Source organism: Mycobacterium lehmannii, from assembly GCF_002245535.1.
In the GTDB taxonomy this organism is placed as follows: domain Bacteria; phylum Actinomycetota; class Actinomycetes; order Mycobacteriales; family Mycobacteriaceae; genus Mycobacterium; species Mycobacterium lehmannii.
In genome coordinates this window covers 1-25,860 of the sequence record NZ_NKCN01000021.1, presented here as the reverse complement: position 1 = coordinate 25,860, position 25,860 = coordinate 1, and the positions used below count along the sequence as shown (strand labels likewise).

Sequence of the window (25,860 nt, the reverse complement as noted above, 5' to 3'; positions counted from 1 at the left end):
ATGCGAATGACCCGTCAGATCCTCATTCAGATGGCCATCTTCTCGGCCATCGCGATCATTGCGTTGAGCGTCATGATCTTTGGGTACATGCGGTTGCCGACCCTCCTCGGCGTGGGGCAGTACCGCGTCACGCTCGAACTGCCGGAGACGGGCGGGCTGTATCCGCGGGGCAACGTCACCTACCGCGGTGTGCAGGTCGGTGAGGTGAAAAGCGTCGATCTCACCGACAGGGGAGTCGAGGCGGTGCTGTCGTTGGACTCCGACGTCAGGATCCCCGCCGACCTCGAAGCCGAGGTGCACAGCGTGTCCGCCGTCGGCGAGCAGTACGTCCAGTTGCTCCCACGTAGCGGTGAGGGCCCGGAGCTCAGGGACGGCGATGTGATCCCGTTGAACCGCACCACGGTTCCGACGGACATCAATACGGTGCTCGACGATACGGCCCGGGGGCTGCAGGCGATTCCGCAAGAGAACTTGAGGACCGTCGTCGACGAGGCCTATACCGCGGTGGGCGGGCTCGGCCCCGAACTGCGCCGGCTGGTCCAGGGCAGCGCCACGCTGGCCATCGATGCCCGCAAGAACCTCGACCCGCTGCTCACACTGATCGACGAGTCCAAGCCGATACTCGACACCCAGACCGAGACTGCCGGCTCCATTCAGGCGTGGGCGGCGAACCTGGCGAGCATCAGCGGTCAACTGCAGAGCCAGGATCCGGCGGTGTCGGGGATTCTGGCCAAGGGGCCGGGGGCCGCCGACGAGGTGCGCGCCCTGTTCGAACGACTGCAGCCGACCCTGCCGATCGTGTTGGCCAACCTGGTCAGCATCGGAGAGGTCGCCCTCGCCTACCAGCCGAGCCTCGAGCAGCTGCTGGTGTTGTTGCCACAGGGCACTGCCGTCACACAGGCCGTGGGTGTGCACAAGCGCAATACCAAGCAGGACTACATGGGCGACTCGCTGATCTTCAACCTCAATGCGATCCTGCCCGCGCTGCCCGCACCGCTGCCGCTGCCGCCGCAGAACCTGCCGCCGCCGTGTACGACGGGGTTCCTGCCCGCGCAACAGCAGCGGGTGCCGGTCTTCGAGGACTACCCCGACCGGCCGGAGGGTGATCTGTACTGCCGCACGCCGCAGGATGCGCCGTTCAACGTGCGCGGCGCGCGCAACCTGCCGTGTATCACGGTGCCGGGCAAGCGGGCTCCGACGTGGCAGATGTGCGAGAGCGACGAGCAGTACGTGCCGCTCAACGACGGCTACAACTGGAAGGGTGATCCGAACGCGACCCTGTCCGGGCAGCCGATTCCGCATGTGCCGCCGGATGTGCCAGTCGCCATCACGCCGCCTCCGCCGGGTACGCCGCCGCTGCCCGTCGCGGCCGCCGAGTACGACCCCGCGTCCGGCGAGTACGTGGGACCGGACGGCAAGGTGTACACCCAGTCCAACCTGGCAAACGGTGCAGCGGGCGAGCGGCCGTGGCAGTCGATGCTCGTCCCGCCGGGGAGCTGACGCTGAAGTTTGCAGTATCGATACCGGCACGGACGTGGTGCCGTTTCGTGGGCAGGTTCCGACGCTATGGTGTCGGACACGTAAGTTGTAGCCGACCTGTCTACCCGACCCCGACCTGGCCCGTGGGCCGCAGAGGAACTTAGATGGCAGACGAGACCACACCCGGCAAGGACGCCGCGGCCGAAGGTTCCGAATCCACGACACCTGCCGAGACGGCAGAGGCTGCTTCGGTGGCGCCCGCTGCTTCGACCACACCGACTGCGTCGACGACAGAGGCTGCCGAGACGACAGAGGCTGCCGGAGGCGTCGAGGATTACGACGCCGCCGACGCCGCCGAAGATGAAGCGGAGCCCGCCCCGCCCAAGGCGCCGATGTCGCACGTCCGGTTGGCGACGATCGTCGGCCTGGTGGTCGTGGTGGCCCTCGCGGCGCTTGCGGGGTGGCTCGGGTACCGGGCGTACGAGTCGCGGCAGGCCGAGGATCTGCGCAACCTCTTCCTGCAGGTCGGGCGGCAGGGCGCGCTGAACCTCACGACGATCAGCCACGAGCACGCCGAGCAGGATGTGCAACGTGTCCTGGACTCATCGACCGGAACGTTCTACGACGATTTCCAGGCCCGCGCGCAACCGTTCATCGAGGTCGTCAAGCAGGCGCAGTCGAAGTCGGAGGGCGAGATCGCCGAAGCTGGGATCGAGTCGTTGAACGACAACGAGGCCAAGGTGCTGGTCGCGGTGACCGTCAACACGACCAATGCCGGAGCGCCCGAGCAGGCGCCGCGGTCCTGGCGGATGAGGATCTCGGTGCAGAAGACCGGCGAGGACGAGGCCAAGATCTCGAATGTGGAGTTCGTACCGTGAGCAATAGACATCGACTTCCGCGGCGCAAGCGAGACAACGACGCCACCGACGAGTCTGCCGAGAAGGGCACGACGCCGGGATCCGAGGCGGTCGAGTTGACCGAATCGACGGCCGAGACGACGGCCGCGCCTGCGGAGAAGACCGAGGCGGTGGAGAAGACCACGGCCGCAGAAGACACCCCGGCGGCCGAAACGACCGAGGCAGCGGAGACGACCGAGCCAGCCACGAGCGAGCCCGGCACAGCCGAGCCCGCCGCGACCGAGCCCGCAGGCAAGCGAGGCATCAACTGGGCCCGCGTCTTCGCCTTCGGCGTGCTGCCCGCCCTCGCGCTGCTGCTGGCCGGCGGAGCCGGTTATCTGAAGTGGGTCGACAACTCCGTGCGCAATGCGGACGCGGCGCGCGCCGAATCGGTCCAGGCCGCCAAGGACAGCACAGTGGCGATGCTGTCGTACAAGCCGGACACCGTCGAACAGCAGCTCAACGATGCACGCTCCTTGTTGACAGGCGAGTTCGAGGAGTCCTACACCGGGCTCATCAACGACGTGGTGATCCCCGGCGCACAACAGAAGCAGATCTCCGCGGTGGCTTCCGTTCCGGCGGCCGCATCCGTGTCGGCCGACTCCGAGGAGGCCGTGGTGCTGGTGTTCGTCAACCAGACCGTGGTCATGGGGCAGGACGCGCCGACGGATACCGCCTCGAGTGTGCGGGTGACGTTGGAGAAGATCGACGGCGACTGGCTCATCTCGAAGTTCGAGCCGGTGTAGGGGCGTAGTGGCCGAACCCGAACTCATCGAAGTCGATGCGCCGGGCGTACGGCTGCGCGCCCTCAGCTGGGGCACCGTCGGTGCGCCGATTGCACTGTGCCTACACGGTTTTCCCGACACCGCGCACGGATGGCGCAACATCGCACCGCTACTCGTCGACGCGGGATTCCGGGTGGTGGCGCCGTTCATGCGAGGCTACGCACCGTCGTCGACCGCGTCCGACGGCAGCTACCACGTCGGCGCGCTGATGGACGATGCGCTGCGGGTGCTCGACGCGGCCGGACCGACGGGCCGCGACGTGCTGATCGGGCATGACTGGGGAGCGATCGCCGGTGCCGGGCTCGCCGCGATGCCCGACAGCCCGTTCTCGAAGGCCGTCATCATGTCGGTGCCGTTTGCCGCGGCGTTCCGACCCCTTGGCAAGACGCCGGATGCGGGCCGGCTCGCCGCACAGTTGCCCCGCCAGTTACTCCGCAGCTGGTACATCATGTACTTCCAATTGCCCGGCCTTCCCGAGCGATCCGCGTCGTGGGTGGTGCCCCGGTTGTGGCGCCAGTGGTCGCCGGGCTACGACGCCGCCGACGACGTCGCCCACGTTCTCGACGCGATCGGCGCGCCCGAGAACTGGCGTGCCGCGCTCGGGTATTACCGGGCCACCGTGCGCAACAGCAAGCCGCCCGCGCAGTACGCCGAACTGCACCGGCATTGGCTCTCGGCGCCACAGCTTCCGACGCTGTACCTGCACGGCATCGACGATGGTTGTGCCTCAGCGGATTACACCCGATGGGTGCGGCGGGTTCTGCCGGAAGGTAGCGAGGTCGCCACCGTCGAGCGGGCCGGTCACTTCCTGCAGCTGGAACAGCCGGAAGCCGTCGCGGGGCACATCGTCGACTTCATCGGCTCGACGCGCGCTTAGCCTGGGGGACATGGGGCGGCGACTGGCTGCGGTGGATGCGCAGGCGTATTGGATGTCGGCGAAGACTCCCAGCGATCAGTTTCTGCTCTACGGTTTCGCGGGGGACGCTGCCGATGTCGAGTCGGTCCTAGCGCGAATCCGTGACCGGGCGCAGGGCTGTACCGAGCTGCGCCTGCGGGTGCGTGACGGCAATCCGCTGACGTATCCGCAGTGGGTGCCCGCGGACGTCGCGCCGAACCAGTTCGTCATGCACGCCGCGGAGAGCAGTTGGGCGGGCTGTCTGGCGATCGTGGCGGGGTTGTTGAGCTCGGACCAACTCGATCCGCGAATGATGGCGTGGCGAATTCACGTCTTCCCGGCTGTCGAGGATGTTCCGGGAGCGGGCCCCGGAACGGTTGCGGTGGTACAGGTGGCGCACGCGCTCGGGGACGGTCTGCGGTCATCGGCGTTGGCGGCGTGGCTGTTCGGGCGGAGAGAGATCGTACCGAATGTTGCGGTGCCAGAGCGGTTTCTAGGGCCGAGGCTGCCGTGGCGTGGTTATGCTGCTGCGCGGGCTCACCGTGGGTTGGTGCGAACTACATCGGCGGGATTGGTTCCGCCGCAGGCGGATTCGCGTCCAGCGTTGCGCAGCAATGCGCGACCGGAAGGCTTGCGCAGCATCCGGACCGTGGTGATGCGGCGTTCACAGATGCCAGGGCCCACGGTGACGACTGGCGCATTGGCCGCGGTGTCCGAGGCGTTGGCCGCGCACTTGCGGGAGTTCGGTGATGACCCATCGCTGCTGGGCGCCGAGGTGCCGATGGCGAAGACGGGCGAGCGGCGCGCCCACAATCACTTCGGCAATGTGGGTGTGGGCCTGTATCCGGATCTGCCATTCCATGAACGTGCAGCGCGCATTGCCGAGGACCTGGAGCAACGCCGGCGCAGGGCCGCCCATCCGGCGATGGTTGCGTCTGGTCGGGCGTCCGCTGCGGTGCCGGCACCGTTACTGCGTTATGGCGTCAAGAAATTCGACATGTCACTGCGCTCCCCGACGGTCACCGGGAACACCGTCGTATCCAGCGTGAACCGTGGACCTGCCGACCTACTTTTCGGGAACTCACCGGTGGTGCTCACGGCCGGATTTCCGGGGCTGTCTCCGATGATGGGCGTGACGCATGGCGTACACGGCATCGGAGACACCATCGCCGTCAGCGTGCATGCGGCCGAGTCGGCGATCGGCGACATCGACTCTTATGTCGAGAGATTGGAGGCGTCCTTGACCGCCGCATACCCCTAGAAGTTGGGGGTTTGTTGCGTTCGGCCATGAGTTGGTTGACGGTGGTTGGTGCTCGGGGTGCGGGTGCGGTCGGGGCGACGTGGGCGCGGGTGGAAAACGCCGCCTGCGCGCGCCGGCTGGCCGCCGCCGCCGACGTCCTGGAACGTTTGATCGTCGAAGCCGGGGCCGTCGACCGCGAACAGTGGTGCATCGTCAATTGGACGATCGCCGCCGCCGAGGTCGCCGTCACCGGCGGCGGCCACCAATCCCTCGAACATGTGATCGAATCTATCGACCCAGACGTCGTGTAACCAGCGGATAGAGCGCATCTGGGGATGAAACCCAACTTGGGGATAACCCCGCCGTGCAGACGCCAAGAGCTGGGGGTAACTGTTTCACGCGGGCTGGGCGCGCACGCAGGGCGTGGGGGTAAATGACCACTCGATCATGCGAGGGGGCTGGGCAGCGGCTTAACACATGGCCTAGATTTTGTTGCATGACTGCCTACGACGTCGGAGTGCTGATCCTGCGCGTGGTGCTCGGCCTGACCATGGCCGCCCACGGCTACAACAAGTTCTTCGGACCCGGAGGCCTCAGCGGCACGGCCGGGTGGTTCGACAGCATGGGGATGAAGCCGGGCAAGTTCCACGCCCGAGTCGCCGCGACGACCGAGATGGCGGCCGGCATCGGTCTCGCGCTCGGCCTGCTCACCCCGATACCGGCCGCGGGCTTCGTGGCGCTCATGCTCGTTGCCGCGTGGACCGTGCACCGGGCCAACGGCTTCTTCATCGTCAAGGAAGGTTGGGAGTACAACCTCGTGCTCGCCGCTGCTGCCGTCGGCATCGCGACGATCGGCGCGGGCAAGCTCAGCCTCGACCACCTGCTGTTCAGCTCGACGAGCTTCTACGACCTACTGCACGGCTGGTGGGGTCTGGTCATCTCGCTGGGTCTCGGCCTGCTCGGCGGCATCGGTCAGCTGGCGATCTTCTACCGGCCGCCCGCCAAGACCGACGCCTGACGACAGCCCACGCAGTTCGCGAACTGCACATCAGGGTCGTGAAACCTCGGCGATCGCGACCCTGTTGTAGATTTCGCGAAGCGGACGTGAGGTTCTGGAGCCGCATAGCTAGAACACGTTCTAGTCTGTGTTCCCATGGGGTTCTTGAAACAGGACGCGCCTGTCGTCGATTACGAGGAGTGGAGTAAGGGCAGCCGCGCCGAGAAGATCGTGCCCATGGCCCGGCACTGGGCCGAGGTGGGATTCGGGACGCCGGTAGTCCTACACCTGTTCTACGTCGTCAAGATCCTGCTCTACATCCTCGGCGGATGGCTGATCGCGATCAGCACCACGGGGATCGACGGGTTCACCAACGTCACCTCCTGGTACAACGAGCCGATCGTGTTCGAGAAGGTCGTGCTGTACACGATGCTGTTCGAGGTCGTCGGCCTCGGCTGCGGCTTCGGACCACTCAACAACCGCTTCTTCCCGCCGATGGGCTCGATCCTGTACTGGTTGCGGCCGAACACGATTCGGCTGCCTCCGTGGCCGACCCGGATCCCGTTGACCAAAGGCGACACCCGCACACCGTTCGACGCGTTGCTCTACGCCGCCCTGCTGGTGCTGCTCGTCGTGGCGCTGTTCTCCGACGGCACCGGACCGATACCCGAACTGGGGACGACCGTCGGCGTGTTACCGGTGTGGCAGATCGCTGCCATCCTCGGCGTTCTCGCCGTGCTCGGCCTGCGCGACAAGGTGATCTTCCTGGCCGCCCGCGGCGAGGTGTACGCCTCGCTCGCGGTCTGTTTCCTGTTCGCCGGGCCCGACATCATCATCGCGGCCAAACTCGTGTGCCTGACGATCTGGCTCGGCGCCGCGACGTCCAAGCTCAACAAACACTTCCCGTTCGTCATCTCCACGATGATGAGCAACAACCCCGTGTTCCGGCCCAAGTGGATCAAACGCAAGTTCTTCGAACGCTTTCCGGACGACCTGCGACCCGGGCGCGCATCACGGTGGCTGGCGCATTTCAGCACGGCGATCGAAGGCCTCGTCCCGCTGGTGCTGTTCTTCTCCCACGGGGGCTGGCCCACCTACATCGCCGCGTTCGTGATGCTGGTCTTCCACTTCGGGATTCTGTCCTCGATTCCGATGGGCGTGCCGCTGGAATGGAACGTTTTCATGATGTTCGCGGTCCTGGCGCTCTTCGTGGGACATCCGGGCATCGGCCTCGGCGACCTGCAGAGTCCGTGGCCGATCGTGTTGTTCGCCGTCGTAGCGGGCACCGTGATTCTCGGAAACCTGTTCCCGCGCAAGGTGTCCTTTCTGCCGGGCATGCGCTACTACGCGGGCAACTGGGACACCGGGCTGTGGTGTGTGAAACCGTCAGCCTCGGCGAAGATCGAGAAGAGCGTCGTCTCGATCGCGAGCATGCCGCAGGCGCAGATGGAGCGGTACTACGGCAGCCCCGAGACTGCCCAGATGTATCTCTACATGGGATACGCCTTCCGCGCGTTCAACTCTCACGGTCGCGCTATGTTCACCCTCGCCCACCGGGCGATGGCCGGGCACAACGAGGACGACTACGTACTGACCGACGGTGAGCGCATCTGCAGCACCGCGATCGGCTGGAACTTCGGCGACGGCCATATGCACAACGAACAACTCATCGAGGCCCTGCAGAAGCGCTGCAATTTCGAGCCGGGAGAAATAATCGTCGTGCTGATCGACGGACAGCCGATCCATCGGCAGACCCAGCAGTATCGGTTGGTCGACGCCGCGACAGGGGAATTCGAGCGGGGCTACATCCGCGTCGCCGACATGGTCACCCGCCAGCCGTGGGATGACACGGTCCCCGTCCACGTCACGTGGCAGAAGGACAGCGCCGACGCTCCCTAGCCCATGACGTCGCGGACCTGGACATCCTCGAGTCCCTGCAACAGCAGATCCCGGGCGGTGTCGAGGTGCTTGCGCCAATGCGCTTCGGCGGCCGCACCGTCGCCGGATCTCAACAGCTGCATCAACTTACGGTACGAACGCATCAGCTTGTCGAAGTCGGAACGGGAGACCGGCCGACGTTCCTTGAACAGGAATGCGTTGTGGCGCACCGTGATCTCGTGCAGCATTCCGGCGATGATGGACAGCGTCGCGTTGCCCGACAACTCGACGACGCGCCGGTGGAAGTCGCCCGTCGTCTCGGCCAGGGTGTCGTTCTGCCAGCCGGAGGGCACGTGCTCTTCGAGCAGGCTGTCGAGTTCGTCGAACGCCTCGGCCGAACCGGACTCGGCCAGCAGCCGCACCGCCATCGGTTCGATTCCGGCGCGCGCCGTCATCAGGTCGGCGATCGTCGCGCCGGACAACTCGAGCAGCAAGCCCGCGGGGCGGGCGACGATCTCGGGGCCGGGCACGCGAACGCGGGCGCCGGTGCGCGAACCGCGCCGCACCTCGACGAGGCGTTCGGACTCCAGGACGCGGACGGCCTCCCGCAGGGTCGGTCGGCTCACCCCGAAGTGGGCCATCAACTCGGCTTCGTTGGGGAGGAAGTCGCCGTCCTTGAGTTGGCCGTCGACCACCATGCGGCGCAGCGTGCCGGCGACGAGTTCGGCCGTCTTCGGTGACCGCACCGTCGTCCCGGCGCCGACGCCGTCCGGGCCGATCATCGGCGCCAGCGGTGTACTTCGAGCCACTCCAACTCCCACGTTGCGGCTGACCCAACGGCCAGCTGTACAACTCAGTAAACCATGTGTAGTGGATACTTCGAGCAAAGCGGCTTGCGGGGGCGCCGTCACGATCGCGCCCGGGACGGACGTGAACCTTATCCCGAATGACCAGGCAGGCCGAACCTCGCGTTACGTCCGCGGCACTTGCAAATCGCCCTGGCGGCCATCTGCGAAACCGTGCCCACCAACCAGTAGGTTGACCTAGTAAACCTTGTTCGTTTACGTTCGGGGGTGGACCCCTGCGAGTGTGGGTGAATCATCGAACTTCGAAGGAGAAGCGTCATGGCTGAAGCCGTCATCGTCGAGGCAGTGCGGTCGCCCGTCGGGAAGCGCAACGGAGGGCTTTCCGGTGTGCATCCGGCTGAGCTGTCGGCACAGGTTCTCAACGGTCTGGTGGAGCGCGCCGGCGTTGATCCCGCGCTCGTCGACGACGTCATCTGGGGCTGCGTCATGCAGGCCGGTGAGCAGGCTCTCGACATCGGCCGCACCGCGCTGCTGACCGCCGGCTGGCCGGAGACCGTGCCCGGCGTGACCGTCGACCGCCAGTGCGGTTCGAGCCAGCAGTCGGTGCACTTCGCCGCCGCCGGTGTGGTCGCCGGCCACTACGACGTCGTTGTCGCCGGCGGTGTCGAGTCGATGTCGCGCACCCCGATGGGCGCCTCGCTGGCCAACGGTGGCAACCCGTACTCGGCGAACTTCAAGAACCGCTACAAGCAGACTCCGAACCAGGGCATCGGCGCCGAGATGATCGCCGAGCAGTGGGGCTTCAGCCGCACCGATCTCGACCAGTTCTCGCTCGATTCGCACGAAAAGGCCGCCGCCGCACAGGATGCCGGCGCGTTCGACGACCAGATCGTCGGAATCAAAGACGACGAGGGCAACACCGTGCTCAAGGACGAGGGCATCCGGCGCGGCACGACCCTGGAGAAGATGGGCCAACTCAAGCCCGCGTTCCGCGAGGACGGCGTGATCCACGCCGGCAACTCGTCGCAGATCTCCGACGGTTCGGCGGCGCTGCTGTTCATGTCGGCGGAGAAGGCCAAGGAACTGGGCCTCAAGCCGCTGGCCCGTGTGCACACCGCGGTGCTGGCCGGCGCCGATCCGGTGATCATGCTGACGGCGCCAATCCCGGCGACCCAGAAGGCACTCAAGCGTTCCGGCCTGTCCGTCGACGACATCGGGGCGTTCGAGGTCAACGAGGCGTTCGCCCCGGTTCCGATGGCGTGGCTGAAGGACATCGGCGCCGACGAGAAGAAGCTCAACCCCAACGGCGGTGCGATCGCGCTGGGCCACCCGCTGGGCGGCTCGGGTGCGCGCATCATGACCACGCTGCTCTACCACATGCGGGACAACGGCATTCAGTACGGTCTGCAGACCATGTGCGAGGGTGGCGGGCAGGCCAACGCCACCATCCTCGAGCTGCTGTGACGTTGGTTGTGTCCGACTCCTCAAAGATCGTCGTCGGACGAGCCATGACGACGCCCGCGGCGCTCACCGAGCGCCGCGGGAACGTCATGCTCATCACGATCAACCGGCCGGAGGCGCGCAACGCCGTCAACAGCGCGGTGAGCACCGCGGTAGGCGATGCGCTGCAGCAGGCGCAGGACGACCCCGAGGTGCGCGCGGTGGTGATCACCGGTGCAGGTGAATCCTTCTGTGCCGGTGCAGATCTCAAGGCAATTTCGCGGCGGGAGAGCCTGTTCCACCCGGAACACGACGAGTGGGGCTTCGCCGGGTACGTGCGGCACTACATCGACAAGCCGACCATCGCCGCGGTCAACGGCACCGCGCTGGGCGGAGGGACCGAACTCGCGCTCGCCAGCGATCTGGTGATCGCCGAAGAGCGCGCGAAATTCGGTCTGCCCGAAGTCAAGCGGGGCCTCATCGCCGCCGCGGGTGGGGTTTTTCGCATCGTCGACCACCTGCCGCGCAAGGTCGCGATGGAGCTGCTGTTCACGGGTGAGCCGATGTCGTCGGCCGATGCCCTGAAGTGGGGTCTGATCAACCGGATGGTGCCCGACGGCACCGCCGTCGAGGCCGCACTCGAGCTCGCCGAACGAATCACCAGCAATGCGCCGCTTGCCGTGTGGGCGAGCAAGCGGGTCGCGATGGGTGTCGACGACGGTGTCATCACCGGTGACGAAGGCGGATGGTCGAGGACCATGCGTGAGATCTCGACGGTGCTCCGCTCAGAGGACGCCAAAGAAGGACCGCTGGCATTCGCCGAGAAGCGCCAGCCTGTTTGGAAGGCCAAGTAGCAGTGAAGAGAACGATTTACGACGCCGAACACGAGGCGTTCCGCGAGACCGTCAGGGAGTACATCGAGCGCGAGCTGGTGCCCAACCAGGAGAAGTGGGAGACCGAGCGCATCGTCGACCGGTCGGCGTACACCGCGGCAGGCAAATACGGCCTCATCGGGTTCAACATGCCCGAGGAGTACGGCGGCGGCGGTTCAGATGACTTCCGGTTCAACGCGATCATCGACGAGGAAACCGCCAGGTCCGGCGTGCATGGACCGGCGCTGAGCCTGCACAACGACGTCGTGGGCCCGTATTTCAAGGAGCTGGCCAACGACGAGCAGAAGAAGCGCTGGTTGCCGGGCATCACCAGCGGTGAGCTGATCATCGCGATCGCGATGACCGAGCCGGGCGCCGGTAGCGACCTGGCCGGCATCCGCACCTCGGCGGTGCGCGACGGTGACGACTGGATCATCAACGGCTCCAAGACATTCATCTCGTCGGGTATCAACTGCGACCTGTGTGTGGTCGTCGCGCGCACTGATCCCGAGGCCGGCCACAAGGGCTTCTCGTTGTTCGTGGTGGAGCGCGACATGGAGGGCTTCACCAGGGGCCGCAAGCTCGACAAGATGGGGCTGCACAGCCAGGACACCTCCGAGCTGCACTTCGAGAACGTGCGGGTGCCCAGCGCCAACCTCCTCGGCAAGGAGGGTCGCGGCTTCTACCACCTGATGACCAACCTGCCCTCGGAGCGGTTGGGCATCGCGATCTCGGCCATCGCCGGGGCCCGCGGGGTCTTCGACGAAACGCTGCAATACGCCAAGGACCGCAAGGCTTTCGGCCAGCCGATCGGCAGCTTCCAGCACAACCGGTTCCTGCTCGCCGAGATGGAGACCGAGCTGGAGGTCACCGAAAACTACATCGACCGCTGCCTACAGGGTGTGGTCGACGGTGAGCTGACCGCGGTCGAGGCGGCCAAGGCCAAGTGGTGGGCCACCGAGGTGGCCAAGAAGGTCGTCGACCAGTGCGTGCAGCTGCACGGCGGATACGGCTACATGATGGAGTACCGCGTCGCGCGCGCTTACGTCGACGGGCGCATCCAGACGATCTTTGGTGGCACCACCGAGATCATGAAGGAGATCATCGGCCGCGACCTAGGCGTATAGCCGGCTCGCCGGCGTGGCGTATAGCTGCCCCCCGGCGTGGTTTCTAGCCGCGACCCCTAACGCCAAAGCCCCCGAAACAACGGAGTTTCGGGGGCTTTCGCGTGTGCGGGCGAGATCAGCCGATCGGAGCGTCGCCTGCCGGCGTCGGTTCCGCCGGCGGGGCCGGCTCGGTGGTCTCGGTCGTCGTCGTGGTGGTCGTCGTCTCGCTGGTCGAGGTCGCCGACGGCGTCACGGCCGCCGGCGCGTTGGCCGGATCGAGCACCGCGTCGATCAGGTAGATCCGGGCGTTCGCCGCCTGGATGCCACCGCAGACCACCTTGGCGGTGTCGTTGATCGTCACGTCGGCGTTCTCACCGGTCACCTTGATCTCCGCACCCTGCTGGGTGGGCCGCTGACCCTTGACGTCCTTGGGTCCGAGCAAGCCGAGGAACACGTGGTAGTAGTCGAAGTCCGTCAGCGCGGCGGGGTCGGCCTTCAGCGCGTCCAGTTGCGCGGGAGGAAGCGCGGCGAAGGCCTCGTTCGTCGGCACGAAGACCACGTACGGGCCGTTCTCCAGCACGGGCACCACGTTCACGGCGGGGTTGAACCCGCCGGAGATCGCGGAGTAGAAGGTGCTGGCCTCCGGGATGGCTTGCAGCGCCTGGCCCACGGGCAAGTTGTTCAGCGCCTTCCAGTCGGGCACCGCCTCCTTGAAGGCGTCACAGCCCTTCCCCTCGGGGTTCGGGATCTCGACCACCGCAGTCGTGGTCGGCTCGGCCGGTTGCTCGGGTGCGGGCGCGGGTGGATCGGCGTATGCGGTCACGGCCAGCGGCACCGAAAAGGCGATCGCGGCGATCCCGGCAGTGGCACCAAGGGCTTTGCTGGTGCGAGTCTTCACTTACGGCTCCTCAGCTAGACAGGTCGAAAGGCATGTTAGAGGCAGTGCTGTGTGCCTGCCAAAGTCGCCACCTCGCCAAACAGCCGCTGCGGGCCATCTGACCTGGGCTTTGTCAATCTGCCCACATAGCGCCCCGAACGGCGGCGAAAGGCCGATGCATACGATGAGCCGCATGCCTGAGCCGCTGATCGTTCCCATTCGTGGTCGCATGCCGTCGCTGCATGCCGAGGCGTGGGCGGCGCCCAACGCGAGCCTGATCGGCGACGTGACACTCGCGGCGCGGGCCAGCGTCTGGTACGGCGCCACGCTGCGGGCCGAGGCCGAGCCCATCGAGGTCGGCTTCGGGACCAACATCCAGGACGGGGTGACGGTCCACGTCGACCCGGAGTTCCCGGTCCGCATCGGTGAAGAGGTCAGCGTGGGCCACAACGCCGTGCTGCACGGCTGTGTCATCGAGGACGGGGCCCTCATCGGCATGGGGGCGGTCATCCTCAACGGCGCGACGGTGGGACAGGGCGCGTTGATCGCCGCGGGCGCCGTCGTGCCGCAGGGTTTCGTGGTGCCGCCGCGGACTCTGGTCGCCGGGGTTCCTGCCAAGGTGCGCCGGGACCTCAGTGACGCAGAGGTCAACCACAATCGCTACAACGCGCAGGTGTACCAGCATCTGATCGATCTGCACCGAGACGCCAAGGCCTAGATTCTCCCGGGATTCTCCGGGGTCCGATCCGGGTACAGGCCCTACCGTGAAACGTGTTCGCACTCTGGTGACCGGCGCGACCGGTTACGTCGGCTCCCGGCTCGTCAACGAACTGCTCACCGAGGGCCACGAGGTGGTCGCCGCCAGCCGAAATCCCGACCGGCTGGCCGAGTTCGGGTGGCAGGACCGCGTCGACGCCGTCGCATTGGACGCCCATGACGAAGCCTCGGCTCGGTCGGCCTTCGCCGACGCCGGCCCGATCGATGTCGTCTACTACCTCGTACACGGCATCGGGCAGCCCGATTTCCGCGAGGCCGACAACCGCGCGGCGGCCAACGTGGCGAGGGCGGCCAAGGACGCCGGTGTGCGTCGCATCGTGTACCTCGGCGGGTTCGTGCCCGACGGTGACGAGCTGTCCGAACACCTCGCGAGCCGCGCCGAGGTCGCCGAGGCGTTGCACGTCGACGGCGGACCGGACGTGGTGTGGCTCGGTGCGGCCATCATCATCGGCGCGGGGTCGACGTCGTTCGAGATGCTGCGCTATGTGGGGGATCGGTTCCTGGTCATCCCAATGCCGTCGTGGTCGGTGAACCCGATCGACCCGATATCGATCTGCGATGTGCTGCACTACCTCGTCGCCGCCGCCGACAGCGAGCGTGTGCCCGCCGGCGCGTACGACATCACCGGCCCGGAAACCACGTCGTATGCCGAGCTGCTGCGCACGTATGCGCGAATCGCCGGAAAGTGGCGGGCCGAGCTGCCGGTCAACGGCGTCGACACCGGTCTCGTCTCGTGGGTGACGGGGGTGGTGCTGCCGGTGCCGGGAGGACTCGCCGCCGACCTGGTGCAGTCGCTGGACCATCCGATGATGGCTTCTGACACCCGGCTGCGCGAGTTCGTGCCGGACCCGCCTGCCGGGCTGATCGGCGTCGAGGAGGCGATCACGCGGGCGCTGGCGAGCCGTCGGCGTCGACCCGTCGACGAGCTCACCGACCCACACCACCTCGCCGATACCGACCCCGGCTGGGCGGGTGGGGACACGCTGCGTCTGCAACAGGTGGCCGGTGCGGTCACACCGTCGGTCGTCCGGCCCGCGGTCGGGCTCATCGGCGGGGTGCCCGGACCCGTCGCCGGGGCGGTGCGCACGGGTGTGGACACGCTGCTGCATTTCGTGCCTAAGGTTGATCTGACGTGACGGAGGAGACGCAGACGCGACCCGGCCTGCTTCGGGAGATCCGCGAGATCGTCAGTGCGTGCCCCGTTCCGCATCACGAACCGCCCAGCGTCATACGGCGCAGGCGCATCGTCGTCGCGGTCGTGCTCGTCATCGGCGCCGCGCTGCTCGGTTATTCGCTGACCCGCCCGCCGGGTGACTCGTCGTTCTACTGGCTGACGTTGGCGCTGGCCGGGGTGTGGGCGCTGGGCGCGTTCCTGTCCGGCCCGCTGCACATGGGATGCATCCGCTTCCGCGGCCGCAATCAACGGCCCGTGATCACCGGCACCGCAGTGGGTTTGGCGCTGGGCGCGGTGTTCGTCATCGGCGGCCTGATTGCGCGCGAGATTCCCGGCGTAAGCGAATACATCACTCGCGTACTGGAATACGCCAACTACGGACCCTTGATCCTGGTGACGTTCATCACCGTGATCAACGGGCTGGCCGAGGAGATGTTCTTTCGCGGCGCGCTCTACACGGCGTTGGGCACGATGAAGCCGATACTGATCTCGACGGTCTTCTACGTCATCGCCACCGCGGCCACCACCGGCAACCCGATGCTCGGCTTCGCCGCGATCATCCTGGGCACGATCTGCGCGTTCGAACGCCGAATGACCGGCGGCATACTCGCACCGATGCTGACCCACTTCTTCTGGGGTCTGGTCATGGTGCTCGCGCTGCCGCCGATCTTCGGCGTCTGACTCAGCGCAGCGGGTGGGCCAGCTCGTCGCGACGCATTCCGGCCGCCCACACCGCGACCGCTGCCACCAGCACGGGCACGATGCCCGCGACGAGGAAAATCGTCTGTATCGAAACGACTTTCGACAACGGTCCCACGATCGCGAACGACACCGGCATGAACGCCAGCGAGACGAAGAAGTCCAGACTCGACACGCGGCCCAGCATCGCCGTTGGCACCCGTCGCTGCAGCAGGGTGCCCCAGATGACCATCCCGGTGCCGTCGGTGAACCCGATGACGAACGTCGCGGCCGCCATCACCGCGAACGAAGAGGTGAAACCGAACACGATCAGCGGGATGGCGCCGAGACCCCACATTGCCATCATCACCGACAGATACCGGCGCGGCATACGGCCCGACGACACGGTAAGTGCCCCGAGCGCGCTGCCGAGCCCGAAGAACGCCAGGATGAAGCCGTACATCCGCGCGCCGTCGGCGAAGCGGTCCTTGGCGATGAACGGCAGCAGCACCTCGATCGGTCCCAGGACGACCAGCACGAAGATGCTCGCGAACAGCAACGTCCACAATAGCCACGGTGTGCCGAGCACGAACACGAAGCCGTCGCGAAGATCGCGCAGCACATGTGTGTGCTCCTGTGACGCAGGAGGCCTCAGCGCCGGCCGGGTCGCGACGAGCAACACCAGGCCGACGGCGAACAAGGCGGCCACCGCCACCGCGCCCAATGCGGGGAACGTCGCGCCGACGATCACTCCGGCGGCGGCCGGGCCGATCGCGCGCTGGAACACCGGGCGCACCACACCCTCGACGCCGTTGGCGGCGAGCAGCTGCTCGGGCGGCAGGATCCGCGGAAGGATCGCGCTGTAGGCGGGGAAGAAGAAGGCCGCCGCCGTGCCTAGGGCAGCTGCGCCCACCGCCAGGTGCCAGATCTGCAGTGCGCCAGACATTCCCAGCACCGCGATGGCTGTCGAGGCGAGCACGTTGACCGTCTGGACCGCGATGATGATCGCGCGTTGAGGGAATCGGTCGGCGGCGATCCCGCCGACCAATACGAAGGCGACGAGCGCGCCGCCGAAACAGGTCGTCACGATCGACAGCGAGACGGGGTCGTTGTTCAGTTCGATGACCTGCATGGCCAGCACCACCGCGAACATGCCGTCGGCGAAGATCGACAACGTCACGGCCGCGATCAGCAGGCGGTACTCGCGGTTACGGAACGGTGCGAGCACGCGCCAGCCGCCGGCGTTGCGCACCGGCTGTTGGATCTCGAATTGCGTACTCACCTGTCGATGGTTGCCGACGCGCAGGCGCCGAGTCCACCGATTTTCTTCGTGCGAGCGACCGCTTTTGTACGCACGAACGCCGCGTGTCGCGGTGCAGACACGGTCGGTCGCGGCGGTGGAGGAAGGTTAGAAGTCGGAGAAGTTGGCCTTGCGGCGCTGCTGGAACGCCGTGATTCCCTCGATGAAGTCCGGCGAGGTCAGCAGCTTCAACTGGCCTTCGCGTTCACGTCCTAGCGCGGGTTCGAACTCGGTGAGCGTTGCCGCGTTGATCGCATGCTTGGTCTTGCGCAGCGCCACCGCCGGTCCCGACTTCAACGAGGTGAGCACCTTGTCGACCTCGGCGTCGAACTCGTCGGCCGGATAGACCGCAGCCGCCAGACCCCACTCGAATGCCTCACGCGCCGAGACCTTTTCGGCAAGCAACGCCATCCGGGCCGCGCGCGTGCGTCCGACCGCCGCCGCCACCAGCGCCGAGGCGCCGCCGTCGGGCATCAGCCCGATCTTGGTGAACGCCAACATGAAATACGCGTTGTCCGAAGCCAATACGACGTCGCAGGCCAGTGCCAGCGATACCCCGACGCCGGCCGCCGCACCGTGCACTGCCGCGACGACGGGTTGGGGCAGGTTGACGATCGCGCGGGATGCGGCGTTGGCTGCGTCCAGCACTGAGGCCGGGCCGTCGACCTCCTTTTGCGCCTGGTCGTCGCCGCCGATGCCAGCGCCCGAGCAGAAGCCACGGCCAGCTCCGCCGAGCCGCACCACCTTGACCCGCTGATCGGTGGCCGCCGTCTGGAGAGTTTCGGCGATGCCGGCCAGCATCGCGCGGTTCAATGAGTTGAGGCTGTCGGGCCGGTTCAGCGTCACCGAAAGCACACCGTCGGCGAGGTCGACCCTCAGAGCGTCGATACCGGTATATGTGGGTGCGCCCGAATCCAGCGTTGTCATGCACTGCACCCTAGAACCGCACGACTTGGTTATACAAGTAAGCTATGTCGGCGATCCGGAAGCGATTGTCCAACGAAGGGCGGTAAGCATGGCGGGACCTCTGCACGGGCTGCGGGTGATCGAACTCGCGAGCATCGGACCCGGCCCGCACGCGGCGATGATCCTCGGTGATCTGGGCGCTGACGTCGTCCGCATCGAGCGTCCGGGCAAGCTCGGTGGGATCCCCACTAGCAAGCGCGAGGCCGCCTTGCGTAACAGGCGTTCCGTCGCCGCCGACCTCAAGAGCGACGAAGGCCGTGAACTCGTGTTGCGACTGGTCGCGAAGGCCGACGTGCTGATCGAGGGGCTGCGCCCCGGTGTCACCGAACGCCTCGGTCTCGGACCGGAGGACTGCGCGAAGGTCAACGAGCGGCTGATCTACGGCCGCATGACCGGATGGGGTCAGACCGGGCCGCGGCGCCTGCAGGCCGGCCATGACATCAACTACATCTCGCTCAACGGCGTGCTGCACTCGATCGGTCGGGCCGGCGAGCGGCCGGTACCACCGCTGAACCTGACCGGTGACTTCGGCGGCGGCTCGATGTTTTTGCTTGTCGGCATCTTGTCCGCGCTGTGGGAGCGCCAGACGTCGGGCAAGGGTCAAGTGGTCGACGCGGCGATGATCGACGGCTCGAGCGTGCTTGCGCAGATGATCTGGGGCTTCCTGCAGGACGGGTTGTGGACCGATCAGCGTGGGGTCAACATCCTCGACGGCGGCGCGCCGTATTACGACACCTACACCTGCGCCGACGGCCGCTACATCGCGGTCGGGTGCATCGAACCGCAGTTCTACGCCGAGTTCCTCAAGGGTCTCGGTTTGGAGAACGCCGACCTGCCGGATCAGAACGACGCGAGCCGCTGGCCCGAGCTGCGCGCGAAACTCACCGAGGTCATCGCGTCCAAGGACCGCGACCACTGGGCCAAGGTGTTCGCCGACAGCGACGCCTGCGTGACGCCCGTGCTGTCGTTCAGCGAGGTCGAGTCCGAACCGCACGTCACCGAGCGCAACACGTTCTATCGCGACGGCGAGCACCTGCAACCGATGCCCGCGCCGCGGTTCTCCCGTAGCGCGCCGTCGGCACCGACACCACCCGGCCAAGCCGGAGCCGACACCGAAGCCGTCTTACGAGACTGGGCCTAGAGAAAGGAACACCCTCAAAGTGGAGATCAAGGACGCCGTAGCCGTCGTCACCGGTGGTGCGTCGGGCCTCGGCCTGGCCACCACCAAGCGCCTGCTCGACAGGGGCGCCTCGGTGGTCGTCATCGACCTCAAGGGCGAAGAGGCGGTCAAAGAACTCGGGGATCGCGCCCAGTTCGTCGAGACCAACGTGACCGACCCCGACGCCGTCAGCTCGGCGCTGGACGCGGCCGAGAAAATGGGTCCGCTGCGCATCAACGTCAACTGCGCGGGCATCGGCAACGCGATCAAGACGCTGAGCAAGGACGGCCCGTTCCCGCTCGACGGCTTCAAGAAGGTGATCGAGGTCAACCTGATCGGCACGTTCAACGTGCTGCGGCTGGCCGCCGAGCGGATCGCCAAGACCGAGCCCATCAACGGCGAGCGCGGCGTCATCATCAACACCGCGTCCGTCGCGGCTTTCGAGGGCCAGATCGGTCAGGCCGCGTACTCCGCGTCCAAGGGCGGCGTGGTCGGGATGACGCTGCCGATCGCGCGTGACCTGTCGCGCGAATTCATCCGCGTCGTCACGATCGCCCCGGGTCTGTTCAAGACCCCGCTGCTGGGTTCGCTGCCGGAGGAGGCGCAGCAGTCGCTGGGCAAGCAGGTGCCGCATCCGGCGCGCCTCGGCGATCCCGACGAGTACGGTGCGCTGGCCGTGCACATCGTTGAGAACCCGATGCTCAACGGTGAAGTGATCCGGTTGGATGGCGCGATCCGGATGGCCCCCCGATGAGCATCAGGACGAAGTTCACCGAGACGTTCGGAATCGAACATCCCATCGTGCAGGGTGGGATGCAGTGGGTCGGCCGCGCGGAACTCGTTGCGGCCGTAGCGAATGCGGGTGCGCTCGGTTTCATCACCGCGTTGACCCAGCCGACGCCCGCCGACCTGGCCAAGGAGATCGCCAAGTGCCGCGATCTGACCGACAAGCCGTTCGGGGTCAACCTGACGATCCTGCCGACGATCAACCCGCCGCCGTATGACGAGTACCGGCAGGTGATCGTCGACTCGGGCATCAAGATTGTCGAGACCGCGGGTTCGAACCCGGCGCCGCATCTGCCGATGTTCCACGAGAACGGGATCAAGGTGCTGCACAAGTGCACCTCGGTGCGGCATGCGGTCAAGGCGCAGAGCCTCGGCGTCGACGGCATCAGCATCGACGGCTTCGAGTGCGCGGGCCATCCCGGCGAGGACGACATCCCTGGCCTGGTGCTGATCCCGGCGGCGGCGACCAAGATCGACATCCCGATGATCGCCTCCGGCGGATTCGCCGACGCCCGTGGCCTGGTGGCCGCACTCGCGCTGGGCGCCGACGGCATCAACATGGGATCGCGGTTCATGTGCACCGTCGAATCGGCCATCCATCAGAACGTCAAGGAGGCGATCGTCGCGGGCACCGAGCTCGACACGGAGCTGATCTTCCGGCCGCTGCGCAACACCGCCCGCGTGGCCAGCAACGCGGTGTCGCGTGAGGTCGTGGAGATCCTCAACCGCGGCGGTCAGTTCGAGGACGTCAAGGACCTGGTCGCCGGTTCGCGCGGGGTGAAGGTCTACGAGGTCGGCGACCTCGACGCCGGCATCTGGAGCGTGGGCACCGCGATGGGACTGATCAACGACATCCCGACATGCGGGGAACTGGTCGGACGCATCGTCGACGAGGCCGAGGAGATCATCAGCGGCCGGCTCAGCGACATGATCGCCGACGACGAAGAAGAGAACGTGGCTTAGGAAAAAGGATCGGATTTAGCGGGCGGGTTCAACAGCAAGCAGCAACAGAACCGGCTCGGGCCCTCGGGGCCGAACCGTCGGAGCGAATGCGCGACCCCTCGGCGCGCGTTCGGTCAGACGGCGGTGCGCAGGGTGTGCTCGTCGTCGAGCTGCTCCGAGGTGTCGCCTTCTACCAGGACATCGCCGTGGTAGAGCGCCTCGAAGTCGACCTTGATGACATCGGCACTGGTGTCGTCGATCCACATGTACTCGACAGTAAGTGTTACCTCTAAGGAATCTTTGAGTCACGATTCGGAATACTGTGGCAATTCTTACCGCCAAGTAGGGTCGCGGACTACTCGCCGGTAGCAATTTGCTGACCGGCTACGACCCGGCCGTGAAGTGAATGGGGTTGGTGCCCAGCAGCACCACCCAGGTCAGGATTGCGGCTGCGAATGCCACGACCAGCAGGCCGACGGCGACGCGCCGACCCCACGACACGCGGCCCAACACCTTGGCGTCGACCGAGTACGCGCCCGCTCCGAGGAACAACAGCGCAGCGGCGCCGACGCCGATCAGGAACGGCACGTTGAACGGTTCGGACCAGAAAGCCGACTGCGACACGTTGACGGCCCAGGCGTCGACCATCGCCGCGATCACCGCGCACGCAGCCAACGGCGTCAGCGCACCGAAGATGAGTCCAAGGCCGCCGAGCGTCTCGGCCGCGGTGACCATGAACGCGGCCAACCCCGGCAACCGCCACCCGGCGGACTCCATGAAACCGACCGTGGTGCCGAAGTCGAAGGCCTTGATGAGGCCGGCCTGAAGAATGGCCGCGCCGACACCGATTCTCAGGATGAGCAGGCCGATGTCCATCGCGGTGTCGCGCGTGGTGGTGGCGGCGGTCGCCGAGTCTGTCGTCGTCATGTCGATTACGACTACCAGGAACGCCGCAACTCATCGCGAAGAATCGCAGTGAACGCGGCGGGTCCGTGAGTCGTGTGTCCGGCAGGAGCGTTGACGCTGGTGACTTACCGTTGTTAAGTTACCGACGTTAGTCCAGAGCCGAGAGGACACCGAGTGCTGCAACGAGTCGCACATCTGGCGATAGCGGCGCCTCGGCGCATCATCGCGATAGCGGTTCTGGTGATGGTCGCGTGCGGGATATTCGGTATCCCCGTCGCCAAGCACCTTTCCGCGGGCGGCTTCCAGGACCCGACCTCGGAGTCGGCGAAGGCCACCCAGCTCTTGGTCGACAAGTTCGGTCAGGGCGACATGGAGCTGATTCTCAGCGTGCATTCCGACGAGGGCGCGCAGAGCCCGACCGCCCGCGCCGTCGGCGAGGAGCTGGCCGCCGAACTGCGGGCCGCACCGTCCGTCGTCGGGGTGACCTCGCTGTGGAGCGCACCGCCCACCGCCGCGCCCGCGCTCGTCAGCGAGGACGGAAAGACCGGGTTGATCGTCGCCGGCATCACCGGCGGTGAAAGCGCCGCGCAGAAGCATGCCAAGGCACTCTCCGAGCGCCTCGTGCACGACCGCGACGGCGTCACCGTGCGCGCCGGCGGCGAGGCCATGATCTACGTGCAGATCAACGGGCAGAGCGAAAGAGACCTCCTGAAGATGGAGGCGATCGCGATCCCGCTGTGCTTCGTGGCGCTGGTTTGGGTGTTCGGCGGCCTGCTCGCCGCCGCGCTGCCGTTGGCCATCGGTGGTTTCGCGATCCTCGGGTCGATGGCGGTGCTGCGCGGCGTCACCTACCTCACCGACGTCTCGATCTTCGCCATGAACCTCACGGTCGCAATGGGTTTGGCGCTCGCCATCGACTACACGCTGTTGATCATCAGCCGGTATCGCGACGAGCTCGCCGATGGCGTGGAACCCGACTCGGCGTTGGTGCGCACGATGGTGACCGCCGGGCGCACGGTGTTGTTCTCGGCGATGACGGTCGCGCTGTCCATGGTCGCGATGGTGCTGTTCCCGATGTACTTCCTGAAGTCGTTCGCATACGCGGGAATCGCGGTGGTGACGTTTGCGGCCGTCGCCGCGGTGGTCGTGGCGCCCGCGGCGATCGTGCTGCTCGGCGACCGGTTGGACTCGCTGGATGTGCGGCGGTTCGGTCGACGGCTGTTCGGCAGGCCGGAGCCGGTTCGCAAACCCGTCGAGCAGTCGTTCTGGTACCGCTGCACGAAAGTCGTCATGCGCCGGGCGCTTCCGATTGGGCTCGCGATCGTCACGCTGCTGCTGGTGCTCGGCGCGCCGTTCCTCAACGCGCGTTGGGGGTTCCCGGACGAGCGGGTGCTGCCTCAGTCGGCGTCGGCGCGCCAGGTCGGCGACGAGCTACGCAACGACTTCGCCGTCGACGCGGCCCGCAACGTCACCGTCGTCATACCGGACACCAAGGGGATCACGCCCGCAATGGTGGACCGCTACGCCGCCGATCTTTCGCGGGTTGCCGACGTGTCGTCGGTGTCGGCCCCCGGCGGCACGTTCGTCGACGGTAACCCGGTCGGGCCGCCGTCGGCCGCGACCGGCGTCAAGGACGGCAGCGCATTTCTCACGGTGGCCAGTGAGGCGCCGTTGTACAGCGATGCCTCCGAAGCGCAGCTCGACCGGCTGGAGGCCGTGAGCACTCCCGCCGATGTTCCGGTGCTGTTGACCGGCACCGCGCAGGTGAACCGGGACAGTGCCTCGGCGATCACATCGCGACTGCCGCTGGTGCTCGGGGTGATCGGGGCCATCACGTTCGTGCTGCTCTTCCTGCTCACCGGGAGCGTGGTGCTGCCGGTGAAGGCGTTGATACTCAACGTCTTATCGCTGACGGCCGCATTCGGTGCGCTGGTGTGGATCTTCCAGGAAGGTCATCTCGGCGCGCTTGGCACCACGCCGACGGGGACCTTGGTGGCGAACATGCCGGTGTTGTTGTTCTGCATCGCGTTCGGGCTGTCGATGGACTACGAGGTCTTCCTGGTCTCGCGCATCCGCGAGTTCTGGCTGCAGTTGGGCAAGGACCCGGCGATGTCCGCTCGTGTCCGCAACGACGAGAGCGTGGCACTCGGCCTGGCCAGGACCGGCCGCGTGGTGACAGCGGCGGCGCTGCTGATGTCGATTTCGTTCGCCGCGCTGATCGCCGCGGAGGTGTCGTTCATGCGGATGTTCGGGGTGGGGCTGACGCTGGCGGTGTTGGCCGACGCGACACTGGTGCGAATGGGACTGGTGCCGGCGTTCATGCATCTGCTCGGCCGGTGGAATTGGTGGGCGCCCAAGCCGCTGGCGAGGCTGCACGAACGGATCGGCTTGCGCGAATCCGCCGAACCGTCGCGCACCGCGGGTGAGGGCTCGGTCGAACCGGCGGGCACACGATGAAACGGCGACGCGCTCCGCGGGGGTCCGGAGAGCAGCTGCGCGACGAAATCCTCGACGCCACCACCGATCTGCTGCTCGAGTCAGGCAACGCGAAAGAGGTGTCGATCCGGTCGGTGGCGCAGCGGGTCGGGGTGACCCCGCCGTCGATCTACCTGCACTTCGCCGACAAGGACGCCCTGCTCGACGCGGTGTGCGCACGGTACTTCGAGAAGCTCGACGAGGAGATGCAAAGTGTGGCGGCAGGACAGCCGTCGACCATCGAGGTGCTGCGTGCCCAAGGGCTGGCGTATGTCCGGTTCGCGATGAAAACACCTGAGCTGTACCGCATTGCGACGATGGGAGACAGCCGGCCGGGCAGTGATGTGGACATCGCGTTGAACAGCTCGGCATTCGTCCACCTGCGCGCGGCGGTCGAGGGGCTGATGGCGGAGGGCACCTACCCGCCGGGGGACTCGACCGCGACGGCGTTGGAGTTGATGACCGTCGCGCACGGGGTCGCTGCGATGCTGATCTCCAAGCCGTATCTACCGTGGGGGGATGTCGAGGAGTTCGCCGACCGGGTGCTGGCGGCCGTGTGCTTCGGTCAGATCGCCCGAGGCGCCGTTGACCTCGACAGGCCACCGGAAGCCGTCGCACAGTTGAAAGGGGCGCTACATGTCAGGCACGGTCGATAACCCGTTCTTCGCTCGGTTGTGGACGGAGATGTCCACCCACGAGACCGACGCCATCCGGCAACTCCGCCAGGAGAACCTCGCCGGCCTCTCCGGTCGGGTACTCGAGGTGGGCGCGGGCACCGGAACGAATTTCGAGTTCTACCCCGACACGGTCAGCGAGGTGGTGGCCGTGGAACCCGAACGCCGTCTGGCCGAACACGCCCGGCGCGCAGCGGTGGGGGCCCGGGTGCCCGTCACCGTCAGTGCCGACACGGTGGAGCACTTCGCCGCTGCGGGCAGCGAGCCGTTCGACGCGATCGTCTGCTCGCTGGTGCTGTGTTCGATCGATGACTCGGATACGGTTCTGCGACAGTTGCTTTCGTTGCTGCGGCCGGGCGGTGAGCTGCGCTATCTCGAGCACATCGCCAGCGATGGCGGCCGCGGGCGGCTGCAGAGAATCGCCGACGCGACGGTGTGGCCGCGGCTGTTCGGGAACTGCCACACCCACCGCCACACCGAGCAGAGCATCGTGGGGGCGGGTTTCGAGGTCGAGGGCGCCCGGCGGGAATGGACCATGCCGAGGTGGTTGCCGCTGCCCGTCGCCGAGTTCGCGATCGGCCGCGCGATCAGGCCTTCGTGATTTGTGTGCGTTCGGGGGCGGTCAGTGGCTGTTGCGAAATGCCGATGGATGTCCTTTGTGTTGGCCGGTGAGCACGAAACGATGAGGTATGGCTCGTTCGTATCGTCCGGTGGTGCGCGATCAGGAGTTTTTGCTGCCACCGAATATGGCT

At 66.6% G+C, this 25,860-nt stretch carries 26 protein-coding genes; 20 read left to right on the top strand and 6 right to left on the bottom strand.

Features of this window, described 5'->3' with window-relative positions:
* The 8 genes from CEX87_RS20565 to CEX87_RS20530 all read left to right on the top strand — a co-directional run bounded on the left by CEX87_RS20565 (position 1) and on the right by CEX87_RS20530 (position 8,191).
* Positions 1-1,500, top strand: coding sequence for an MCE family protein (locus CEX87_RS20565; RefSeq protein ID WP_094288895.1), 1,500 nt, complete (start codon positions 1-3; stop codon positions 1,498-1,500).
* Between the two features lie 143 nt (positions 1,501-1,643).
* Positions 1,644-2,357, top strand: coding sequence for a tetratricopeptide repeat protein (locus CEX87_RS20560; RefSeq protein ID WP_064397617.1), 714 nt, complete (start codon positions 1,644-1,646; stop codon positions 2,355-2,357).
* The gene (locus CEX87_RS20555) at positions 2,354-3,121 is read left to right on the top strand and encodes a hypothetical protein (protein WP_064397619.1); all 768 of its coding nucleotides are present in this window, start codon (positions 2,354-2,356) and stop codon (positions 3,119-3,121) included. The genes CEX87_RS20560 and CEX87_RS20555 overlap by 4 nt, the downstream gene beginning before the upstream one ends.
* A 7-nt stretch (positions 3,122-3,128) precedes the next feature.
* Positions 3,129-4,037, top strand: coding sequence for an alpha/beta fold hydrolase (locus CEX87_RS20550; RefSeq protein WP_066807993.1), 909 nt, complete (start codon positions 3,129-3,131; stop codon positions 4,035-4,037).
* Positions 4,038-4,047: 10 nt separating this feature from the next.
* Positions 4,048-5,316: a WS/DGAT domain-containing protein gene (locus CEX87_RS20545; RefSeq protein WP_094288893.1), complete on the top strand. Its 1,269-nt coding sequence runs from the start codon at positions 4,048-4,050 to the stop codon at positions 5,314-5,316.
* Positions 5,317-5,342: 26 nt separating this feature from the next.
* Complete coding sequence (locus CEX87_RS20540) at positions 5,343-5,606, top strand: hypothetical protein (RefSeq protein WP_094288891.1); 264 nt, start codon at positions 5,343-5,345, stop codon at positions 5,604-5,606.
* A gap of 185 nt (positions 5,607-5,791) precedes the next feature.
* Positions 5,792-6,313, top strand: a complete 522-nt coding sequence (locus CEX87_RS20535; RefSeq protein ID WP_064397629.1) for a DoxX family protein — start codon at positions 5,792-5,794, stop codon at positions 6,311-6,313.
* 135 nt (positions 6,314-6,448) lie between these two features.
* Positions 6,449-8,191: a DUF3556 domain-containing protein gene (locus CEX87_RS20530; protein ID WP_099459199.1), complete on the top strand. Its 1,743-nt coding sequence runs from the start codon at positions 6,449-6,451 to the stop codon at positions 8,189-8,191.
* On the opposite strand, the gene CEX87_RS20525 is transcribed toward CEX87_RS20530, so the two are convergent.
* Positions 8,188-8,979 carry a FadR/GntR family transcriptional regulator gene (locus CEX87_RS20525; RefSeq protein ID WP_094288932.1) on the bottom strand — a complete coding sequence of 264 codons (792 nt, stop codon included), beginning with the start codon at positions 8,977-8,979 and terminating at the stop codon, positions 8,188-8,190. The two genes, CEX87_RS20530 and CEX87_RS20525, sit on opposite strands and share 4 nt — an antisense overlap.
* Positions 8,980-9,294: 315 nt before the next feature.
* On the opposite strand from CEX87_RS20525, the gene CEX87_RS20520 reads away from it, so the two are divergent.
* The 3 genes from CEX87_RS20520 to CEX87_RS20510 are packed head-to-tail and all read left to right on the top strand — an operon-like array spanning position 9,295 to position 12,415.
* The gene (locus tag CEX87_RS20520; protein ID WP_064420159.1) at positions 9,295-10,440 is read left to right on the top strand and encodes a thiolase family protein; all 1,146 of its coding nucleotides are present in this window, start codon (positions 9,295-9,297) and stop codon (positions 10,438-10,440) included.
* Between the two features lie 44 nt (positions 10,441-10,484).
* A complete protein-coding gene (locus tag CEX87_RS20515) occupies positions 10,485-11,270 on the top strand; it encodes a crotonase/enoyl-CoA hydratase family protein (RefSeq protein WP_064397637.1) in 786 nt (261 codons plus the stop codon).
* 2 nt (positions 11,271-11,272) lie between these two features.
* Positions 11,273-12,415, top strand: coding sequence for an acyl-CoA dehydrogenase family protein (locus CEX87_RS20510; protein WP_064426763.1), 1,143 nt, complete (start codon positions 11,273-11,275; stop codon positions 12,413-12,415).
* Between the two features lie 115 nt (positions 12,416-12,530).
* Here CEX87_RS20510 and CEX87_RS20505 read toward each other — a convergent pair whose 3' ends face one another.
* Complete coding sequence (locus CEX87_RS20505; RefSeq protein ID WP_064397641.1) at positions 12,531-13,292, bottom strand: fasciclin domain-containing protein; 762 nt, start codon at positions 13,290-13,292, stop codon at positions 12,531-12,533.
* Between the two features lie 172 nt (positions 13,293-13,464).
* Here CEX87_RS20505 and CEX87_RS20500 point away from each other — a divergent pair, with 172 nt between their 5' ends.
* The 3 genes from CEX87_RS20500 to CEX87_RS20490 are packed head-to-tail and all read left to right on the top strand — an operon-like array spanning position 13,465 to position 15,903.
* A complete protein-coding gene (locus CEX87_RS20500) occupies positions 13,465-13,989 on the top strand; it encodes a gamma carbonic anhydrase family protein (RefSeq protein WP_094288889.1) in 525 nt (174 codons plus the stop codon).
* A 46-nt stretch (positions 13,990-14,035) separates the two neighbouring features.
* A complete protein-coding gene (locus tag CEX87_RS20495; protein WP_094288887.1) occupies positions 14,036-15,184 on the top strand; it encodes an NAD(P)H-binding protein in 1,149 nt (382 codons plus the stop codon).
* 26 nt (positions 15,185-15,210) lie between these two features.
* On the top strand, positions 15,211-15,903 hold the full coding sequence (locus CEX87_RS20490) for a CPBP family intramembrane glutamic endopeptidase (RefSeq protein ID WP_416171924.1): 693 nt from the start codon (positions 15,211-15,213) through the stop codon (positions 15,901-15,903).
* 1 nt (position 15,904) lies between these two features.
* Here CEX87_RS20490 and tet(V) read toward each other — a convergent pair whose 3' ends face one another.
* Together tet(V) and CEX87_RS20480 are read right to left on the bottom strand one after the other, a co-directional pair.
* Positions 15,905-17,152 carry a tetracycline efflux MFS transporter Tet(V) gene (gene tet(V), locus CEX87_RS20485; protein WP_198957274.1) on the bottom strand — a complete coding sequence of 416 codons (1,248 nt, stop codon included), beginning with the start codon at positions 17,150-17,152 and terminating at the stop codon, positions 15,905-15,907.
* Between the two features lie 156 nt (positions 17,153-17,308).
* Complete coding sequence (locus CEX87_RS20480) at positions 17,309-18,127, bottom strand: enoyl-CoA hydratase (RefSeq protein WP_064420164.1); 819 nt, start codon at positions 18,125-18,127, stop codon at positions 17,309-17,311.
* Between the two features lie 88 nt (positions 18,128-18,215).
* Between CEX87_RS20480 and CEX87_RS20475 the strand changes: the two genes are divergently transcribed.
* From CEX87_RS20475 to CEX87_RS20465, 3 genes are read left to right on the top strand one after another with little or no spacing between them, the layout of a single operon-like run.
* Positions 18,216-19,307: a CaiB/BaiF CoA transferase family protein gene (locus tag CEX87_RS20475; protein WP_064426933.1), complete on the top strand. Its 1,092-nt coding sequence runs from the start codon at positions 18,216-18,218 to the stop codon at positions 19,305-19,307.
* A 19-nt stretch (positions 19,308-19,326) separates the two neighbouring features.
* Positions 19,327-20,079, top strand: coding sequence for a 3-hydroxyacyl-CoA dehydrogenase (locus CEX87_RS20470; protein WP_064426932.1), 753 nt, complete (start codon positions 19,327-19,329; stop codon positions 20,077-20,079).
* On the top strand, positions 20,076-21,074 hold the full coding sequence (locus tag CEX87_RS20465) for an NAD(P)H-dependent flavin oxidoreductase (protein ID WP_094288885.1): 999 nt from the start codon (positions 20,076-20,078) through the stop codon (positions 21,072-21,074). Before CEX87_RS20470 ends, CEX87_RS20465 begins: the two co-directional genes overlap by 4 nt.
* A gap of 113 nt (positions 21,075-21,187) precedes the next feature.
* Here CEX87_RS20465 and CEX87_RS27865 read toward each other — a convergent pair whose 3' ends face one another.
* Both CEX87_RS27865 and CEX87_RS20455 read right to left on the bottom strand, forming a co-directional pair.
* Positions 21,188-21,319, bottom strand: coding sequence for a hypothetical protein (locus CEX87_RS27865; RefSeq protein ID WP_090346444.1), 132 nt, complete (start codon positions 21,317-21,319; stop codon positions 21,188-21,190).
* Positions 21,320-21,437: 118 nt separating this feature from the next.
* Positions 21,438-21,980 carry a DoxX family protein gene (locus CEX87_RS20455; protein ID WP_064426930.1) on the bottom strand — a complete coding sequence of 181 codons (543 nt, stop codon included), beginning with the start codon at positions 21,978-21,980 and terminating at the stop codon, positions 21,438-21,440.
* Between the two features lie 153 nt (positions 21,981-22,133).
* Here CEX87_RS20455 and CEX87_RS20450 point away from each other — a divergent pair, with 153 nt between their 5' ends.
* The 3 genes from CEX87_RS20450 to CEX87_RS20440 are packed head-to-tail and all read left to right on the top strand — an operon-like array spanning position 22,134 to position 25,709.
* Complete coding sequence (locus CEX87_RS20450; RefSeq protein WP_094288883.1) at positions 22,134-24,416, top strand: MMPL family transporter; 2,283 nt, start codon at positions 22,134-22,136, stop codon at positions 24,414-24,416.
* The gene (locus tag CEX87_RS20445; RefSeq protein WP_064420169.1) at positions 24,413-25,090 is read left to right on the top strand and encodes a TetR/AcrR family transcriptional regulator; all 678 of its coding nucleotides are present in this window, start codon (positions 24,413-24,415) and stop codon (positions 25,088-25,090) included. Before CEX87_RS20450 ends, CEX87_RS20445 begins: the two co-directional genes overlap by 4 nt.
* Positions 25,071-25,709, top strand: a complete 639-nt coding sequence (locus tag CEX87_RS20440) for a class I SAM-dependent methyltransferase (RefSeq protein ID WP_094288881.1) — start codon at positions 25,071-25,073, stop codon at positions 25,707-25,709. Before CEX87_RS20445 ends, CEX87_RS20440 begins: the two co-directional genes overlap by 20 nt.
* Positions 25,710-25,860 lie beyond the last annotated feature (151 nt).